At 70.6% G+C, this 14,285-nt stretch carries 16 protein-coding genes; 9 read left to right on the top strand and 7 right to left on the bottom strand.

What is annotated here, in order from left to right; genetic code table 11:
- Nucleotides 1-48: 48 nt before the first annotated feature.
- Nucleotides 49-384 carry a hypothetical protein gene (locus tag VP06_RS19485; RefSeq protein ID WP_048465450.1) on the bottom strand — a complete coding sequence of 112 codons (336 nt, stop codon included), beginning with the start codon at nucleotides 382-384 and terminating at the stop codon, nucleotides 49-51.
- 76 nt (nucleotides 385-460) lie between these two features.
- On the opposite strand from VP06_RS19485, the gene VP06_RS19480 reads away from it, so the two are divergent.
- The 4 genes from VP06_RS19480 to VP06_RS19465 all read left to right on the top strand — a co-directional run bounded on the left by VP06_RS19480 (nucleotide 461) and on the right by VP06_RS19465 (nucleotide 3,604).
- Nucleotides 461-1,435 carry a DUF817 domain-containing protein gene (locus tag VP06_RS19480; RefSeq protein WP_048465482.1) on the top strand — a complete coding sequence of 325 codons (975 nt, stop codon included), beginning with the start codon at nucleotides 461-463 and terminating at the stop codon, nucleotides 1,433-1,435.
- 8 nt (nucleotides 1,436-1,443) lie between these two features.
- Nucleotides 1,444-2,562, top strand: coding sequence for a S1C family serine protease (locus VP06_RS19475; protein WP_048465449.1), 1,119 nt, complete (start codon nucleotides 1,444-1,446; stop codon nucleotides 2,560-2,562).
- A 115-nt stretch (nucleotides 2,563-2,677) separates the two neighbouring features.
- Entirely contained in the window at nucleotides 2,678-2,938 is a 261-nt protein-coding gene (locus VP06_RS19470; protein ID WP_048465448.1) for a hypothetical protein, read from the top strand.
- Between the two features lie 309 nt (nucleotides 2,939-3,247).
- Nucleotides 3,248-3,604: a hypothetical protein gene (locus VP06_RS19465; RefSeq protein ID WP_048465447.1), complete on the top strand. Its 357-nt coding sequence runs from the start codon at nucleotides 3,248-3,250 to the stop codon at nucleotides 3,602-3,604.
- Between the two features lie 16 nt (nucleotides 3,605-3,620).
- Here VP06_RS19465 and VP06_RS19460 read toward each other — a convergent pair whose 3' ends face one another.
- Nucleotides 3,621-4,934: a flavin monoamine oxidase family protein gene (locus VP06_RS19460; RefSeq protein WP_048465446.1), complete on the bottom strand. Its 1,314-nt coding sequence runs from the start codon at nucleotides 4,932-4,934 to the stop codon at nucleotides 3,621-3,623.
- 117 nt (nucleotides 4,935-5,051) lie between these two features.
- On the bottom strand, nucleotides 5,052-6,620 hold the full coding sequence (locus tag VP06_RS19455; protein ID WP_048465445.1) for a GMC oxidoreductase: 1,569 nt from the start codon (nucleotides 6,618-6,620) through the stop codon (nucleotides 5,052-5,054).
- Nucleotides 6,621-6,998: 378 nt separating this feature from the next.
- Between VP06_RS19455 and VP06_RS19450 the strand changes: the two genes are divergently transcribed.
- Nucleotides 6,999-7,349 carry a hypothetical protein gene (locus VP06_RS19450; RefSeq protein WP_048465444.1) on the top strand — a complete coding sequence of 117 codons (351 nt, stop codon included), beginning with the start codon at nucleotides 6,999-7,001 and terminating at the stop codon, nucleotides 7,347-7,349.
- A 109-nt stretch (nucleotides 7,350-7,458) separates the two neighbouring features.
- Here VP06_RS19450 and VP06_RS19445 read toward each other — a convergent pair whose 3' ends face one another.
- The 3 genes from VP06_RS19445 to carA all read right to left on the bottom strand — a co-directional run bounded on the left by VP06_RS19445 (nucleotide 7,459) and on the right by carA (nucleotide 9,908).
- The gene (locus VP06_RS19445) at nucleotides 7,459-8,151 is read right to left on the bottom strand and encodes a class I SAM-dependent methyltransferase (RefSeq protein WP_048465443.1); all 693 of its coding nucleotides are present in this window, start codon (nucleotides 8,149-8,151) and stop codon (nucleotides 7,459-7,461) included.
- Nucleotides 8,152-8,184: 33 nt separating this feature from the next.
- Nucleotides 8,185-8,556, bottom strand: coding sequence for a hypothetical protein (locus VP06_RS19440; protein WP_048465442.1), 372 nt, complete (start codon nucleotides 8,554-8,556; stop codon nucleotides 8,185-8,187).
- A gap of 137 nt (nucleotides 8,557-8,693) precedes the next feature.
- Nucleotides 8,694-9,908, bottom strand: coding sequence for a glutamine-hydrolyzing carbamoyl-phosphate synthase small subunit (carA, locus tag VP06_RS19435; RefSeq protein WP_048465441.1), 1,215 nt, complete (start codon nucleotides 9,906-9,908; stop codon nucleotides 8,694-8,696).
- A gap of 163 nt (nucleotides 9,909-10,071) precedes the next feature.
- On the opposite strand from carA, the gene VP06_RS19430 reads away from it, so the two are divergent.
- The gene (locus VP06_RS19430) at nucleotides 10,072-10,524 is read left to right on the top strand and encodes a GatB/YqeY domain-containing protein (protein WP_048465440.1); all 453 of its coding nucleotides are present in this window, start codon (nucleotides 10,072-10,074) and stop codon (nucleotides 10,522-10,524) included.
- Between the two features lie 68 nt (nucleotides 10,525-10,592).
- Here the strand turns inward: VP06_RS19430 and VP06_RS19425 are convergent, their stop codons facing one another.
- Nucleotides 10,593-11,189, bottom strand: coding sequence for a Uma2 family endonuclease (locus tag VP06_RS19425; RefSeq protein ID WP_048465439.1), 597 nt, complete (start codon nucleotides 11,187-11,189; stop codon nucleotides 10,593-10,595).
- A 156-nt stretch (nucleotides 11,190-11,345) separates the two neighbouring features.
- Between VP06_RS19425 and VP06_RS19420 the strand changes: the two genes are divergently transcribed.
- Genes VP06_RS19420 through VP06_RS19410 form a run of 3 tightly spaced genes read left to right on the top strand, consistent with a single transcriptional unit; the run spans nucleotide 11,346 to nucleotide 14,274 of the window.
- Nucleotides 11,346-11,813, top strand: coding sequence for a (2Fe-2S)-binding protein (locus VP06_RS19420; protein WP_048465438.1), 468 nt, complete (start codon nucleotides 11,346-11,348; stop codon nucleotides 11,811-11,813).
- A 17-nt stretch (nucleotides 11,814-11,830) separates the two neighbouring features.
- Complete coding sequence (locus tag VP06_RS19415) at nucleotides 11,831-14,008, top strand: xanthine dehydrogenase family protein molybdopterin-binding subunit (RefSeq protein ID WP_425350931.1); 2,178 nt, start codon at nucleotides 11,831-11,833, stop codon at nucleotides 14,006-14,008.
- Entirely contained in the window at nucleotides 14,005-14,274 is a 270-nt protein-coding gene (locus VP06_RS19410; protein ID WP_048465436.1) for a c-type cytochrome, read from the top strand. The genes VP06_RS19415 and VP06_RS19410 overlap by 4 nt, the downstream gene beginning before the upstream one ends.
- The last annotated feature ends 11 nt before the right edge of the window (nucleotides 14,275-14,285 follow it).

The following is a 14,285-nucleotide window of genomic DNA, read 5'->3' as shown; positions in this document are numbered from 1 at the left end:
GCGGGTGCTGCTGCGGCCAATGGGTGGAAGGTCGGAGACGCGGCGCGATCAGCGCGCCTCCTCACCCCCCGCGACCCGGCCGCGGGCCCGCGCCCGGACCCAGTCGCGCCGGCGCTGGTCCGCCTTCGACTCGGCCGCTTCCCGATCCGCCGGGACGGTGGCGTAGAAATCCTCGACCGCTGCGCCGCCATGGATGCGCTGACCGCGGCCGGCCTCGTGACGCAGCCGCCAGCAGCCGAGCCCCTGCCGTTCGCCGTCGCTCCGGGCGCGGGTGCAGGCTTCCGCCCGGTTGGCCCGGGGCGAGGCCTCGGCCTGCCCCGCGAGGGCGACGAGCGCGAAGGGGGCGAAGATGGCGAGACAAGACAGAGACGGCTTGCGGAGCATTCCGGACCTTTCGTATGGGGAGGCCCCGAGCGTAGAGATCCGCCTCGATGCCCGCAACCTCCCCGAGCATCCGGCCGTGACGCAGCCGGACAGCGCCGCGCGGCTCTGGGCACCGCTCGCGGCCTTCGCGGAGGTCGAGGAGCGGCTCGGAGCCTGGGCGATGGCCCGGGGCCCGCTCTCGGCCGGCGTCTACGAGTTCCTCCGCTTCGGCGTGAAGCAGGGCTGGGCCTGCCTGTTCGGCGGGGCCTTGTGTGGCCTCCTGATCCTCACCCACCTCGCCTATCCGGCCGGCGCGCCGATCGCCCGCTACGATGTTCTGACGCTCGCGGCGGTCGTCATCCAGGCGGCGATGCTGGCCTTCCGCCTCGAGACCTGGGGTGAGGCCAAGGTGATCCTGGTCTTCCACGCGGTCGGCACCGCCATGGAGCTGTACAAGACGCAAATGGGCTCCTGGGTCTATCCCGAACCCAATCTGTTGCGCCTCGGCGGCGTGCCGCTCTTCACCGGCTTCCTGTATGCCAGCGTCGGCTCCTATCTCGCCCGGGTGTGGCGCCTGTTCGATTTCCGCTTCACCCGCCACCCGCCGCTCTGGGCCCTCGTCACCCTGTCGCTGGCGATCTACATCAACTTCTTCACGCAGCACGTCGTGATCGACCTGCGCCTCGGGCTGTTCGCGGCTGCGGCTGCCCTGTTCGGGCCGTCAGTGATCCATTTCAAGGTCTGGCGGGTCCACCGGCGCATGCCGCTCCTCCTCGGCCTGCTCCTTGTCACGGTGTTCATCTGGTTTGCCGAGAATATCGGCACGGCGACCCGAGGCTGGATCTACCCGCACCAGGCTGCCGGCTGGGCCGCGGTGTCGCCGCAGAAATTCGGCTCGTGGTTCCTGCTGATGATCATCTCCTACACGCTGGTCGCGCTGGCGAGCCGGCCCAAGCCCCTCGGCATGCACCTGGCGGGCGCCGACATTGACGCGCCGCCCGCCCGGCCCACTTCCTCTCCGGCAAGCTCAGCCGGCGCGAGCCCCCTCTCGGCAAAGCCTCTTTCGGAGTGACGAAACCGGTGCCCGATCGCTTCCTGCGGATCGCCGTCACGGCGAGCCTTCTGCTGCTCGCTCTGTTCGTGGCGCAACCCTACGTCACGAGTCTGCTGTTCTCCGCCGACACGCCCCGGGCGGTGACGGCGCGGGGCGACCTGTCGCCGATCGAAGCCTCGACCGTGGCCCTGTTCGAGCGCGCGGCGCCGTCCGTGGTCTATGTCTTCGCCCGTCAGCCGCAAGGCGCGGTGACCTTCGATCCCGAGACCGGGGAGCGCCGGCAGGGCGGCGGCGAGCAGACCGGCTCGGGCTTCGTCTGGGACGCGGCCGGCCATGTCGTCACCAACAACCACGTCATCCAGGGCGGCGGCGACATCCAGGTCCGGCTCTCCACCGGCGAGGTGGTGCCCGCCACCGTGGCCGGCACCGATCCGAATTACGACCTCGCCGTCCTGAAGCTCGGGCGCGTCACCGCGAGCCCGCCGCCGATCGCCATCGGCACCTCCGGCGACCTCAAGGTCGGGCAGTTCACCTATGCCATCGGCAACCCGTTCGGTCTCGACCACACCCTGACCACCGGCGTGGTGAGCGCGCTCCAGCGCCGGCTGCCGACCGCGGAGGGGCGCGAACTGTCCGGGGTGATCCAGACCGACGCGGCGATCAACCCGGGCAATTCGGGCGGGCCGCTGCTCGATTCCGCCGGGCGGCTGATCGGGGTCAACACCGCGATCTTCTCGCCCTCGGGCGCCAGCGCCGGCATCGGCTTCGCGATTCCCGTCGACGTGGTCAACCGGGTGGTGCCGAACCTGATCCGCACCGGCCGCACCCCGAATCCGGGCATCGGCATCGTGGCGGCGAGCGAGGATGCGGCGGCGCGGCTCGGCATCGACGGCATCGTGGTGGTGCGGGTCCTGCCGGGCTCCCCCGCGGCCCAGGCCGGCCTCCAGGGCGTCGATGTGGCGACAGGCGAACTCGGCGACATCATCATGGGGGTGAACGGCCGCCCGGTGCGGCGACTGGCCGATCTCACGGCAGCGCTCCAGACCGCCGGTGTCGGAAGCCGCGTCTCGCTCCAGGTCGAGCGCGACGGGCGGGCGATCACCGTCACGGTCACTCCGGCGGATATGGGTCAGCGCCGGCGCTGACCCCTCGGCCGGCTTTATCTCGCGAAACCCGCGACCGCCTTGGCGACAGCGGCCCGGGTCGCGCTGCGGCACCGGAGGCGCTATCCTGGCGCCGACCTGCCGCGGAGCCCGTCCCGTGACCCAACGCCTTCTCGTCGCCCTTTTCCTCACGGTCGCCGCTCTGCCGGCTGCCGCGGGCGAGCGCGGCGCCCGCCTCCCCCGCCTGTGCCCGCAGGACGCGCCGTCCGGCGTGCGCCTGCCCGACCGGCCCGATTGCCGCGAGGCCCCCCCGGCCGCCGTTCGGGCCACGGCCCCGGGCTTCGTCGATCTCGGCAACGGCACCGCGCTGCGCGTCAGCGGGCGGGCCGTCTACGAGATGGGCTATACCGGGCGCTAAGCAGATTTTGCCGAAGCGATCACCGGTTCGGGGGCAAAAATCTGCGTCAAAGCAAGAGACTAGAGCGCTTCACGATCGCACTGCCATCGCGAAGCTTCTCTTTCTCTTCGATTTTGCCGCATTTTCTACGACGAACCGGTATCCACTTCGTCGGAAAGTGCTCTAAGCGGACGAAGCGTGGGCCCGCCAACGCACGTCTGCTCAGCCCGTGCGATCGGGATCGGGCCGGACCGCTCCCCGGACCCTGCCGCTCCGGAACCGTCCGGGCCTCCGCCGCATTCGCTGTACCGAGGCGTGACGGAGGGCACGATGATCCTGGCAGCTTGCGAGGGCCGGCACTGGCAATACGAGATCGCCGAGCATGCCGACGGCTACGTCGTGCGGATGCGCGACCTCGATACCGGCGATATTGAGGAGAACGGCGAGACGGTGTTCCGCACCATGCCGGTCGCCTTTGCCTTCGCGGAGATGTCCGCCGCCTTCGACCGCTTCACCGCCTCGACCGACGAGGAGCCGGACGACGTTCAGATGGCGACCGACTTCGCGGTGCGCGAGCAGATCTTCTGCGATCTCAGCAGCCGCCTGTGCGACGGCGGCGTGGCCGGCACCCTGGTCCAGGCGTGGGACCGCCAGCCGGCGGAGGGGCTGCGGCTGACGCTGCACTGAACGGCACGACCCGGCCTCACGACCCGAGCCGCTTGAGCACGTCCCGCGCCGCCCGCTCGCCGTCGAGCGTCGCCCCGCCCACCGTCATCGCCGCGCCCCCCGCCGCAGCCTCGCCGGCAAGGAAGATCCGCTCAGCGACCGGCAGGTGCAGGGCCTCGCGGGCAGCGAGGTGCCCGGGCCGGGCAAGGGAGTAGCTGCCGCGGGAGAACGGGTCGGTCCACCAGGGGGCGAGGCGGCCTGCGGTGACGGCGGCGCGGATCTCCGCCCCGAAGACGCTCACCAGATGGTCGGTCGCCGCGGCGAGCGCCGCCCTCTCGCCGGCCTCGCACAGGGCGCGGGCCCCGTCGCCGCCGCAATGCAGCACCGCCAGCGGCTTCCCGAACGGCTGCATCTCCAGATAAGCGGTGAGGCCGGGCGTGCCGCTTTGCAGGATCACGGCGTCGCGCAGGTCTTGAGGGCGCCAGCGGGCGAGGTCGAGGGCGAGGCCGATCTTGGTATAGGCGCCCATCGTCAGACCGGCCACCGCCTCGGCATTCGGCGCCGGCAAGGCGGGGATGAAGCGCAACGCTTCCGAGGCCAGCACCCCGATTGGCACCGTCACGATGGCGCAGGCCGCCCGCAAGGTGCCGCGCGGCGTCTCGACGGCGACGCCCGGGCCGCGCCAGTCGATGCCCGTGACGGGCGTGTCCAGCCGCACCGGCAGATCGGCATAATGCCGGGCCACCAGGGCGCCGTAGCCGTCGACCCAGATGTCGTCCCCGGACCAGAGCTGGTCGTAATCGGCGGCCGAGACCCGGTCCGGCTCCTCGCCGAGGGTGAGGCGGGTGAGCCCGGTGGCGGCGGCCCGCGCCGCCTCGTCCTCCCCGGCCACGGCCTGCGCCACGGAGCGGTCCGGACCGGCCGGATGGTCGAGAAGGGCGCTCACCCGGCCGAAGCCCGACCGGCGCTGGCGGCGCTCGGCCTCGCTCGCCCGCACGCCGTCCCGCACCAGCACCGGCCAGGAACCTGTGGCATCGTCGCTGGTGCGGACACCTGCTGCCCGCACGATCTCCCGCCACGGATTGCGCTCGGCCCAGTGCACGTATTGCCCGCCGGCATCGAAGCTGCGCCCGGGCCCGAGGGCGGTCTCGGTGAAGGCCCGCCCGCCGATGCGCCCGCGCGCCTCCAGCACCACGACGCTGTGGCCGCCGTGCCGGATCGCCGCCGCGGCGGCGAGGCCGGCGGCTCCCGCGCCGATCACCGCGACGTCAGCATCCGCGGCGGCGCGCGCCCTGGACGATGCGGCCAGGATCGCGGCCCCGGCCAGCAGCGAGCGACGCGACAGCGTCATCCCGGTTCTCCGCTTGGTTGTCGTCCGTCCTCACTTCGGCGGCACCGGAGGCCCGGCAAGGGCGGAGGGCGGGCGGGACCGCGTGGCAAAATGGCGCCCGGCCGGTCTCCGGGGCCGTCAGCCGCCGCGGGCGACGATGGCCTCGATGTTGCGTTCCGCCAGGGCCGAGATCGTCAGCGACGGGTTGACGGCGCCGGCCGAGCCTGGCAGCAGGGCGCCGTCCATGACGTAGAGGCCGGGCTGGCCGATCACCCGTCCGTAGCCGTCCGTGGCCTTGCCGATGACGGCGCCGCCGAGGGGATGGGCAGTCCAGTTCATGCCGCTGACATCCCCGATGAAGGGGACGGCCCCCGGGATCGTGTTCGAGGCGGTGGCGATCCGGTTGTTGACCTTGCGGCAAGCCGCGAGCGCGTCGGCATTGCCGTTCGGAGCCCAGTCCAGGGTGACGCCGCCGCTGCCCGGATCATACGCGAAAGTGCCGCGGTTCGACTGGTCGAACACCATCCCGAGCGACGGGATGATGCTGATGTTGAGGGGAACGCCCGGGACGTACCAGTTCTCCAGGGTGACCGGCAGGCCCGCCGCCGTCTCGTGGATCATCGAGGCGCTCGGCGTGCCCTCGGTCAGGCCGGTGATCCGCCCGAGGCTGCGCACCACCAGCACGTCGCCGTTGGTGCCCCAGCCGGCCCCGATATGCTCGTTGAGGTTCGGCAGGCTGCGCGTGGCCCGCGCCTTGACCAGGAGGTTCGAGGTGCCGATCGAGCCCGCAGCGAGGAACAGCCGGTCGCAGGCGATGGTCTGCGTCGCGAGCTGCCGCCCGTCCGGGCTGCGCAGCAGGCCCTGCACGACATAGCGCCCGCCGCTCTGGCCAATGGCCAGGATCTCGAAGCCCGGGAAGATCCGCGCCCGCCCGGTCGCCTCGGCGTAGCGCAGGTAGTTCTGGTTGAGGTCGAACTTGGCGCCGTTGCTGTTGCCGTGGTTCGAGGCGCCGACCGTCGCCGAGGGCCGGCTGGCCAGGCGCGTCTCGGCCCGCACCACGTCCCAGTTGAAGATCGAATCGATCCGGGAGGGCGTGTAGCCTGCCGCCGCCACCTGGCGGTCCCATTCCCGCGAATGACCGAATGCCTGGGTGGCATAGACGTCGGCCGGCATCGGGCTGAGCCGCAGCATCTGGCGCACCCGCGGGTAGTAGACGCGATCGAGTTCGGCATAGGGCACGACGCCACCGAACAGGGCATCGAAATACGCCTGGCGCGGCTGGATCATGACACCGGTGAACACCAGCGAGCCGCCGCCCACGCAGGCGGCGCGCCACGCCGTCATGGTCGGATACTCGGTGGCGTCGACGATACCGCCGAAGGAATCCATATACGCCGTGTTGCCGGCGATCATGCGGGCGGAGCGCCGGAACCAGAACGCCCGGCCATCCGGCAGGGTGTCGTTGGAAAAGATCGGGCGCCAGGGGTTGTTGGGCCAGCGGAACCCGCGCTCGACGATCGTGACCGGCTGCCCGGCCTGGGCCAGGCGCAGGGCCGTGATGGCACCGCCGAAGCCCGACCCGATCACCAGGTTGGGGGTATAGCTCGGCGGCACCGACAGACCCTGGAAGATCTCCGGCACCAGGGCCCGGTAATTCGGCGCGAAGAACTGCGCCTCTGCGTCCTGCGCCTTGAGCGCACTGCCCATCGCTGCTCCGCCGAGAGCAAGCAGAGCTTGTCTACGGTTGAACCCAGCCATCGTCGTCGACTCGCTTCGAAATGATCTGACGCATCGTCATATAAATCGAATCGCAGATCGGGTCAGTATTAATTATCATAAACCCACATCATGTGATGAATATTTTATTGATACATCACAGGCGAAGCCCTGGATCGCAGCGACCCGGTTGAAGCAATGACAGCGCTGACCGGCTCCGGTTGATCGCCCCGCACGGCACTCGCGCGGCAGATGCCGGCTCCGTTCGCCAAAGCAGACGCGCCATCGCCGCAAAAAAACTGACGGCGATGCGGTATCGGGTTCGCGACCGGCGACCAGCGCTGTTGGATCGGTTGGAGGAAGCGACGGATGATTGTCGTCGGGCTGATTGCGGGCGCTCTGCTGATCCTGGGTGGATGGCACTGGACGAAGCTCGAAAGCATCGTTCGGCCGAGAATTCCGAAGATGGCGGAGGAGGAGTTTCGTGTCGCCGTCTGGTATTGGGTTTGGCATCGGGACATGCCCGACAGAGCGCGGCATCATGCTGTCAGGATGACAGTCGCCGGCACGATGGCGACGCTCCTGATGAGCATCGTCATCTGGCAGGCCGTGCACCCTGCATTCGCGATCGTCTGGGCAGGCGCTGCCATGTACGGACTTTTCGACGTTTTGTGGAAGTTCCGGACGTTCGAGCGCGAGCGCCGCTCGCCGATTGCCTGACGGCACGCCGCGATCACGGCTCGCTCAGGTCCCGGGCAGGGCGTTTTGCAATGACAATCACAGGACATGACACAAGAGGCGGCCGCGTGTGCGAGAGCGACGGCCGCCCTCACGCCCGCGCCACGAACCCCATCCGCCCCTGATTGTGCCCGAGATTCCGCGGCATTCGCTCCGCCGCGAAGCCGGCCTCCCGGAGCCGGGCCAGCATCCCGGCCTCGTCGTAGCGGGCAAGCCCGAGCCTCCGGCGCAAGGCGCGGTAATCGGAGAGGCACGTGCGGGCGAGGCCGAGGAGGGCGGCCCAGAGAAAACCGTCCCGCCGCGCGAAGGCGAGGAGCGCGGTCGCGTCCGCCACGGCGCCGAGATGCGGCGGGATCACGTCGGCCAGGATCAGGCAGGCGCCGGGCTTCAGCAGGCGGCGCCAGTCCCGCAGGCAGGCATCCAGTTCCGGCCCGGTGAGGTATTGCGCCAGGGAGTTCGCCACCACGAGATCGAGGCTGGCGGCCGGCAGGGCGGCGAGATCGTCGGGGGCCAGGACCGTGATGGCGGGGCAGGCCGCGAAGCGCTGCGCGAGGGCGAGGCGCTGGCGCGGTGAGGCGTCGCAGAGATAGAGCCGGCGGCACGCCCCGGCGATCCGGTCGGCGGACAGCGCCTCGCCGCTTCCATGGTCGAGGACGACCGCGCCCGGATGCGGCACCAGGGCGACGATCTCCCGGGCCAGCCCGGCATAGTGCCGGGCCTTGTGGCGGTCATTGACGTAGATCGGGTTGTCCCGGTCCCAGAAATCCCGCCAGGAGGAGACCACCTGACTCTCCCGCGTCGGAGCAAGGGTGCGGCGTCAGCCGCCGATGAGCAGGACCGAGACCGCCCGGTCGATCGAGAGATAGAACACCGCGAAGGCGACGGCCGCGGCCAGCGCGAACTCTGCGGCGTCATTCGGCAAGGCGCGCAGCTCGCGCAGGGTCTCGCGGCCGTAGAGGGCGCCGAGCCAGGCCAGCGTCAGCACCACCGGCATCGCGAACAGGAACGACCAGGTGCTCTCGACGCGGCTCGCCGCGGGATCGATCAGCGCGCGGATGTTGCGCACCCACGGCGCCTGGATCGCGGCCGCCAGCGTCGTCACCCAGGCCAGCCCCACGGCGATGCCGAGATGAGTGGTGAAGGTGCGGTGCAGGCGCGTGAAGCTGTCGGTGGCGGCGTGGTCGGTCACTGGTTCAAGCCCCGAATCGCGGCCCCGCGACGATCATTCATCGTCGTCGCTCCAGGGCGGTGGACGGCCGGGAGAATCGGCCGCGAGTTCGGGTTTTTTGTGGCTGCGGCCGGAGCCGGCCGCAACCTTTTTCGACGTCAGGCGTTGCCGCCCTTGGTCTGGCGCATGAGGCTGACGAAGCGGTCGAACAGGTAGTGGCTGTCCTGCGGGCCCGGGGACGCCTCTGGGTGGTGCTGCACCGAGAAGGCCGGGCGGTCGGTGAGCGACAGGCCGCAATTCGAGCCGTCGAACAGCGAGACATGGGTCTCCACGGCATTGGCCGGCAGGCTCGACGGATCGACCGCGAAGCCGTGGTTCATCGAGACGATCTCGACCTTGCCGGTGGTGTGGTCCTTCACCGGGTGGTTGGCGCCGTGATGGCCCTGGCTCATCTTCACCGTGCGGCCGCCGAGCGCCAGGCCCATCAGCTGGTGGCCGAGGCAGATGCCGAAGGTCGGAACCTTCCGGTCGAGGAGCGCGCGGATCACCGGCACGGCGTATTCGCCGGTCGCCGCCGGATCGCCCGGGCCGTTCGACAGGAACACGCCGTCCGGCTTCAGGGCCAGCACCTCCTCGGCGCTCGCGGTCGCCGGCACCACGGTGACGTCGCAGCCGGCCTCCGCCAGCAGGCGCAGGATGTTGCGCTTCACGCCGTAATCGATCGCCACGACCTTGAGGCCCTCGCCCGGGGCGCGGCTGCCATAGCCGACCGGGTGCTGCCACACGGTCTCGCCCCAGCCCTTCGCCTCGCGGCTCGTCACCGGCGGCACCAGGTCGAGGCCCTCCATCGGCGGCAGCGCGGCGGCCTTGGCCGTCAGCGCCTCGCGGTCGAACCGGCCCTGCGGGTCGTTGGCCAGGATGGCGTTCGGCATGCCGCGGTCGCGGATCAGCGCGGTGAGCGCCCGGGTGTCGATGCCGGTGATGCCGACGATGCCGCGGGCCTTCAGCCAGCCGTCGAGGTGGCGCGAGGAGCGCCAGTTCGACGGGTTCGTCACCGCCGAGGCGATGACCGCGCCGCGCACGCCGGAGGCCGGCGCCGCGTCGAGGCTCTCCAGGTCCTCGTCGTTGGTGCCGACATTGCCGATATGCGGGAAGGTGAAGGTGACGATCTGCCCGGCATAGGATGGATCGGTGAGGATCTCCTGGTAGCCGGTCATCGCGGTGTTGAAGCAGACCTCGCCGGCGGCCTCGCCGGTGGCACCGATGCCGAAACCCTCCAGGACCGTGCCGTCGGCGAGCACCAGGAGGGCGGTCGCGACGGGCTCGGCCCAGCCTTCGGGTTGCGCGGGGGCGGCCGCGTCGTCTTGCAGCATGATCGTGAACTCGCTTATGTCGCGGCCGGGCACGGCCGACGGGCGCGGCCGGCTGTTTACGAGGCCGGCGGCGGCCCGGTCAATCTGGGGACGCCCCGCTATCCCCTCAAGTGCCTCACCGTTCAAGTGCCCAGCACGACAACCAGAAGACCAGGAGACCGGCATGCTGCGCCAGCGCCTCACCGCCGAGATGAAGGAAGCCATGAAGGCCGGCGACAAGGCGAAGCTCGCCACCGTCCGGCTGATCCAGGCGGCGCTCAAGGACAGGGACATCGAGGCCCGCGGCCTCGGCAAGGAGCCGCTCTCCGAGGAGGAGATCTTCTCGCTGCTCCAGAAGATGATCAAGCAGCGCACCGAATCGGCCGGCGTCTACGAGCAGGGCGGCCGACCCGAACTCGCCGAGGGCGAGCGCGCAGAGGTGGCGATCATCGCCCAGTTCCTGCCCCAGCAGATGGACGAGGACGAGACCCGCGCGGCGATCCAGGCCGCCATCGCGGAGACCGGCGCCGCCTCGCCGAAGGATATGGGCAAGGTGATCGCCGCCCTGAAGGGCCAGTATGCCGGCCGGATGGACTTCGCCAAGGCGAGCGGCCTCGTCAAGACGATGCTGGCCTGACGCGATCCGGCCTCGATTGCGGATCCCGGACACGCCCCGGGATCACCCGGCCCCTCTCGGACCCGGCATCAGCCGAGATCCGGGAGCGGTACCGTGACTCCCGCGAGGGACGCCGCCTCCGGCCGCAAGGTCGCGTCCCGGGACAGTTCCGTCACGTCGCGACAGACCCCCTCGACCGGCGACCGGTGCATCCAGGCCCCGCGCTCCTGCGCGTCGACCACCCAGTATTCCCGCACCCCGTGCCGCGCGTAGAACGCCGCCTTGCGGCGCCGGTCATCGGCGAGGCTCGAGGCCGCGACCTCGATCACCAGCGGGATCTCCGGCCCCTCGATGGTGCAGAACCCCTCCGGCGAGGCGCGGCGGGCGCTCACCGGAGCGAGAAGAAGGTCCGGCGCCAGCAGCAGGCCCGGCCCGAGCTGGAGCGTGCCCTCGATGCCGAGATCGATCGTCGCCGGGAGAGGACGGACGAGACGGCGCATCAGCGCGTTCTTCACGACGTCATGCGCGAAGCCCTTCGCCGCCATCTCGACCAGCTCGCCATCCAGGAGTTCGACCCGCTCGTCCTCATGCAGGATTCCGGCAGCCAGCATCAGCCGCAGGTCTTCGGCCGTGAAGCGGCGAGGAAGCGGCGCGTCGAGCTTATCTGGCCAGGTGCGGAATGGCACGCCATCCGCGGTTGACCCTCCGTCGCTCGCGCATCCGTCAATTGACAGGCACGGCCGGCCACCGCGAAGTTGTTATAGCTAAAAGGTGCGAACCGATCGCCCCCGGGCGGTGCCCCACGCGCCTGCCCTCCCGCAGGCTAACCGACGGAAACGCCCATGATACGCCTGAACGTGAACGGCTCCGTGCGCGAGGTCGAGGTGGAGCCCGACACGCCACTGCTCTGGGTGATCCGCGAGCAGGTCGGCCTCACCGGCACCAAATATGGCTGCGGCATCGCCCAGTGCGGCGCCTGCACGGTCCACATTGATGGGCAGGCGGTGCGCTCCTGCTCGATGCCGGTCTCGGCCGTCGAGCCGAACCAGAGGATCGTCACCATCGAGGGCTTGAGCCCCGACAGGTCCCATCCGGTGCAGAAGGCGTGGGCGGCGCTCGACGTGCCGCAATGCGGCTTCTGCCAGTCCGGCATGATCATGGCCGCCGCCGCCCTGCTGGCGCAGAATCGCAAGCCCAGCGAGGCCGAGATCCGCCAGGAGATCACCAATATCTGCCGCTGCGGCACCTATGGCCGGGTGCTCGCCGGCATCGCGCTTGCCGCCGAGGGCGGCGAGACCGGCCGCGGCTGAGGGGACACGCCATGACCATGACCGCCTCCCCCGCCCTTTCCCGCCGCTTCTTCCTCGCCGGGTCCGCCGCCGCGGCCGGCGGCCTGGCCCTCGGCTTCGACCTGGCCGGTGCGCAGGCCGCGCCCGGTGCGACCTCGCCCGAGGTCAATGCCTGGGTGGTGGTGCGCCCGGACGAGACCGTGGTGATCCGCATCGCCCGCTCGGAGATGGGCCAGGGCACGCTGACCGGCCTTGCCCAGCTCGTCGCCGAGGAACTCGGCTGCGACTGGACCAAGGTCACGACCGAGTACCCGACCCCGGGCCAGAACCTCGCCCGCGGCCGCGCCTGGGGCGATTTCTCCACCGGCGGCAGCCGCGGCATCCGTGAATCCTACGTCGCCGTCCGCCAGGGCGGGGCCGCCGCCCGGACGATGCTGGTCGCAGCGGCCGCCCAGGAATGGACGGTTCCGCCCGGCGAGTGCCGGGTCGAGCGCGGGGTCATCCGCCATCCGGCATCCGGCCGCTCCACCACCTTCGGCAAGGTCGCGGAGGCCGCCGGGCGGATGGAGCCGCCGAAGGACGTGGTCCTGAAGGACCCGAAGGACTGGATCATCGCCGGCAAGCCGCTGAAACGCCTCGATACGGTGGAGAAGACCGACGGCTCGCAGATCTACGGCATCGACCTGATGCTGCCGGGCATGCTCAACGCGGCGATCCGCGACTGCCCGGTGGTCGGCGGCACGGTGAAGAGCGTCGATGCCGCCTCCGTGGAAAAGATGCCCGGCGTGCGCAAGGTGGTGCGGGTCGGCGACAGCGCCGTCGCGGTGGTGGCCGATACGTTCTGGCGCGCCAAGAAGGCGGTCGAGGCGCTCGCGATCGTCTGGGACGAGGGGCCGAACGCCAAAGTCTCGAGCGAGACCATCGCGGCGATGCTGAAGGAGGGCCTCGACGCGCCGGAAGCCTTCATCGGCAACAAGGCCGGGGATGCTGGCGCTGCGCTTAAGGGCGCCGCCAAGGTCGTCGAGGCGACCTATGCCTACCCGTTCCAGAACCACGCCACGATGGAGCCGATGAACGCGACGGCGCGCTGGACGCCGGAGCGGTGCGAGGTCTGGACTCCGACCCAGAACGGCGAGGCGGCTCTCGCCGCGACGGCCGAGGCGGCCGGCCTCCCGGCCCGGCAATGCGACGTCTACAAGATTCACCTCGGCGGCGGCTTCGGCCGGCGCGGCGCCACCCATGACTGGGTGCGCCAGGCGGTGCTGATCGCGAAGGAACTCCCCGGGACCCCGGTCAAGCTGATCTGGACCCGCGAGGAGGACATGACCCATGGCCGCTACCACCCGGTCACCCAGTGCCGGATGCGGGCGGCGCTCGACGAGAGCGGCAACCTCACCGGCCTGCACATGCGGATCTCCGGTCAGTCGATCCTGGCCGGCATCATTCCGGGACGCTTGGGCGCAGACGGCAAGGACCCGGTGGTGTTCCAGGGCCTCAATCCCGGCGGGGCGGAGGCGGCCATCGGTTACACGATCCCGAACCTCCTCATCGACCACGCGATGCGCAACCCACCGATCATCCCGGGCTTCTGGCGCGGCGTGAACACCAACCCGAACGCGATCTACCTCGAATGCTTCCTCGACGAGGTGGCGCATGCGGCCGGGAAAGACCCGCTCGCCTTCCGGCGCAAGCTGATGGAGAAGCATCCGAAGCACCTCGCCGTGCTGAACGCGGTGGCCGAGCGGATCGGCTGGGACACCAAGCCGCCTTCAGGTGTGCATCGGGGCCTCGCCCAGATCATGGGCTTCGGCAGCTACGTGGCGGCCGCGGCGGAAGTGTCGGTCGGCGATGACGGCAAGATCAAGGTGCACCGCATCGTCGCCGCCACCGATCCGGGCGTCGCGGTCAATCCGCAGCAGATCGAGGCGCAGGTCGCCGGGTCCTTCGTCTACGGGCTGTCGGCGGCGCTCTACGGCGAGTGCACGGTGAAGGACGGACGGATCGAGCAGACCAACTTCGACACCTACCCGGTGCTCCGCCTCGACGAGATGCCGAAGGTGGAGGCGATCCTGATGCCGTCGGGCGGCTTCATCGGCGGCGTCGGCGAGCCGACGATCGCCGTGGCGGCGCCCGCCGTACTCAACGCGGTCTTCGCCGCCACCGGCAAGCGGGTGCGTCAGATTCCGGCGAGCCGCACGGACCTGAAGCGCGCGTGAGGACCGCTCTTCTGCTCGTCCTGCTCGCCGCCGTCACCCCGGCGGCGGCCTCGCCGCCGGGCGCCTCGTCCTGCTCGGGGTGCCACGGCGGCCCGGGTGGGGCGGTGCCGGGCCTCGCCGGCCACTCGGCCGAGGACATCGCGGCATCGCTCGCGGCGTTCCGGTCGGGTGCCCGCCCGGCCACGGTGATGACCCGAATCGCCAAGGGGTTCTCGGACGAGGAGAGCCGGGCGATCGCCGCATGGATCGCGGGAGGAGGCCGGTGACGACGATCGGC

The sequence above is a fragment of the Methylobacterium aquaticum genome, from assembly GCF_001043915.1.
In the GTDB taxonomy this organism is placed as follows: domain Bacteria; phylum Pseudomonadota; class Alphaproteobacteria; order Rhizobiales; family Beijerinckiaceae; genus Methylobacterium; species Methylobacterium aquaticum.
This window is presented reverse-complemented; position numbering and strand designations above follow the sequence as displayed.

Coding starts and splice junctions, on each gene's coding strand:
- VP06_RS19485 (WP_048465450.1), bottom strand. CDS start 384: ATGCTCCGCAAGCCGTCTCTGTCTTGTCTCGCCATCTTCGCCCCCTTC.
- VP06_RS19465 (WP_048465447.1), top strand. CDS start 3,248: ATGATCCTGGCAGCTTGCGAGGGCCGGCACTGGCAATACGAGATCGCC.
- VP06_RS19460 (WP_048465446.1), bottom strand. CDS start 4,934: ATGACGCTGTCGCGTCGCTCGCTGCTGGCCGGGGCCGCGATCCTGGCC.
- VP06_RS19455 (WP_048465445.1), bottom strand. CDS start 6,620: ATGGGCAGTGCGCTCAAGGCGCAGGACGCAGAGGCGCAGTTCTTCGCG.
- VP06_RS19450 (WP_048465444.1), top strand. CDS start 6,999: ATGATTGTCGTCGGGCTGATTGCGGGCGCTCTGCTGATCCTGGGTGGA.
- carA (WP_048465441.1), bottom strand. CDS start 9,908: ATGCTGCAAGACGACGCGGCCGCCCCCGCGCAACCCGAAGGCTGGGCC.
- VP06_RS19430 (WP_048465440.1), top strand. CDS start 10,072: ATGCTGCGCCAGCGCCTCACCGCCGAGATGAAGGAAGCCATGAAGGCC.
- VP06_RS19420 (WP_048465438.1), top strand. CDS start 11,346: ATGATACGCCTGAACGTGAACGGCTCCGTGCGCGAGGTCGAGGTGGAG.
- VP06_RS19415 (WP_425350931.1), top strand. CDS start 11,831: ATGACCGCCTCCCCCGCCCTTTCCCGCCGCTTCTTCCTCGCCGGGTCC.